The organism is Winogradskyella sp. 4-2091 (assembly GCF_045765065.1).
GTDB lineage: Bacteria > Bacteroidota > Bacteroidia > Flavobacteriales > Flavobacteriaceae > Winogradskyella.
The window spans coordinates 1-2,399 of sequence record NZ_JBJKOD010000034.1; the positions used below are offsets into that span (position 1 = coordinate 1).

The window sequence follows — 2,399 nt, forward strand, 5'->3', positions numbered from 1 at the left end:
TTCGGAATTTTCTCTGGTTCGTGAATGTTTGCTAAATTAGTTGCTTACCACGCAACTAACCATACACAATAACGTTGTATGCAATTAACAAACTAAGCGAATGAGTGAATATTCAAGTAAAATCAAACTCAAAATTCTTAAGTATTCACTTAGGTTGGAAAAAATTGCAAGTTATTCTTTAGCATATATTTTTGATATTGAAAAACCTGAAAATACCAAAAGCCTAGGAAATAAAAACACTTCTCTTTCTTTTAATCAAAAACTGAATTTATTGCTTGATAGTGGCTCAATTGTTAAAGAGGAAAAAGAAAAAATGGAAATCTTCATGGAAGTAAGGAATCAGTTTATGCACAATCTTAATGTTGATTCTTTCCAAGATGTGTTTGAATTGTTAAATGGCAGGGAGAAAAGACTTAAGAAATTATATCCTGATTATTTTTCAGAGGATATTAAATTAGAAAAATCCTTTGACAAAGTAACCGAAAAACTATATCTCGAAGGAATGAAAACTCTCGTGTCTTTTAAAGGAGTTAAGGATAAAAAATTAAAAAGAATCGCTAATGAAACTGTTTATAAGAAACTATATGATTCTACGCCAAGAGCAGTAGACAAAGCGTTAAAACTTTTGACTGATGACATTAAAACCGATAGTTTCCCATGGACTGATAAAGATACTTTGATTAAAAATATTGAAGTTTTGAAAAAACAAATTCTTGTTTATCAACAAATGGATGAAGATGAAGAAGAATAACTGCATACAACAATGTGTATAATTCATTGCTAGTTATAGCCTACTTACGAAAGTCCTCGCGGACTTTCTATCTGTGATTTATTTGCTAACTTTAGTGCTTAAACACGCAACGAAATCATACACAAGACCGTTGTAAAACATTTGACCAAACCAATGTCATCAGATAAAACAAAGGACTTTTCTCATATTAAATTCGGATTTCGAGGAGAAGGAATTATATACAAACTGAATGGAAAAGAATATGAATTAAATTCTACGTGGATAAATGGAATTAGAATTCAGTTTGACGATTTGACAAATACAGGCTTAAACGAAAAGCAAAAAACCAAAATGTTTGCAGAAATTATTCAGTTCGTTAACCAAAAAGATAATGAAAAACCAATAATCTGTTATAATTCGGACTATAAAGACGCGGAATTATGGAAAAGACTCTCGACTGAATTTCGCTCTGAAATTAAAGATATAGAGATAAGTGATGTCGAAAAAGACAATATTGCACTATATAAAATTATGTCGGAAGATTTAAAAACTGGAATGGCTGAAATCAATATTAGAGGTCTGAAATTAAAAACGGTTAAGGATTTAGACAAACATTGGAATAAAATAAAGTTTACAAAAGATAATGAATCAAATGAAAAAGTTACCTTTTGGGACAAATTAAAAGCAAAACTGAATTAAAAAACGTTTTACAACACCGTATATAAAAAATTGCTGGTGTTGTGCTAAAACAAAGGTCGTTGCACGTTTGCTACGTCTGATTTTCCTTCGGAAAATCCTCGCACGCAAACCCGCAACTTTCCATATACAAACACGTTAGGCAACATATGAAAAAACTCACTCTGATAATAATACTTCTATCAACATTGAACACTTTTGCTCAAAAAAGGACAAAAATATTTTTTGAAGATTTTGTGGAATGTTTTTATTCAGAAAAAGCAACTGAATCTATTTCTATTCACAATAGTCCGAATGGAAATAAAATCACGGAATTAAGTCCATTAACAGAACGTCATTGTTGGTATAAATTTGCAATATCTGAATCGAAAGATGGTTGGCTGAAAATAGAAAATATAATTGTCTTGCCTGCTTGTGAGGAAAATGAATTAAACAAAGACATTGGAAAGTATAAAGACAAATGGATTAAAACAAATAATCTAATAATTGATATAGGACATTCTGGAGAAACAAAAATAGATTGTCTTATTGATAAAACGGACAAAGGATTTGCGGAAATTGGATATAGATTTTATTCAGAACCGACTAAAAACTCTGACATTGAATTCTGCGTAAAAGGATACGTGGAATCTGAATTGATTGCTACAAGTGGAACTTGGGCTAAACTAAAAATAAATTATAACGATAAAGAATATATTGGATGGTTAGAAAGGAAATATCAATGCGCTTATCCTTGGACAACTTGTCCTGTATATGATTAAAAAATACGTTGCCTAACACCGTGTATAATTCATTGCTAGTTATAGCCTACTTACGAAAGTCCTCGCGGACTTTCTATCTGTGATTTATTTGCTAACTTTAGTGCTTAAACCACGCAACGAAATCATACACATAACCGTTGTAAGTAATGCCGAAACCCAAAAAAACCGAGTGAAAAAGACAATATTTGAAATTACCAAAATGGACTGTCCAT

The 2,399-nt window shown here is 31.0% G+C and carries 3 protein-coding genes; all 3 read left to right on the top strand.

What is annotated here, in order from left to right:
* Positions 1 to 100 precede the first annotated feature (100 nt).
* The 3 genes from ACJBCC_RS17150 (at position 101) to ACJBCC_RS17160 (ending at position 2,187) form a co-directional block, all read left to right on the top strand.
* Complete coding sequence (locus ACJBCC_RS17150) at positions 101 to 751, top strand: hypothetical protein (RefSeq protein WP_407557911.1); 651 nt, start codon at positions 101 to 103, stop codon at positions 749 to 751.
* Positions 752 to 904: 153 nt separating this feature from the next.
* The gene (locus tag ACJBCC_RS17155) at positions 905 to 1,429 is read left to right on the top strand and encodes a hypothetical protein (protein ID WP_407557912.1); all 525 of its coding nucleotides are present in this window, start codon (positions 905 to 907) and stop codon (positions 1,427 to 1,429) included.
* 185 nt (positions 1,430 to 1,614) lie between these two features.
* Entirely contained in the window at positions 1,615 to 2,187 is a 573-nt protein-coding gene (locus ACJBCC_RS17160) for a hypothetical protein (RefSeq protein ID WP_407557913.1), read from the top strand.
* Positions 2,188 to 2,399 lie beyond the last annotated feature (212 nt).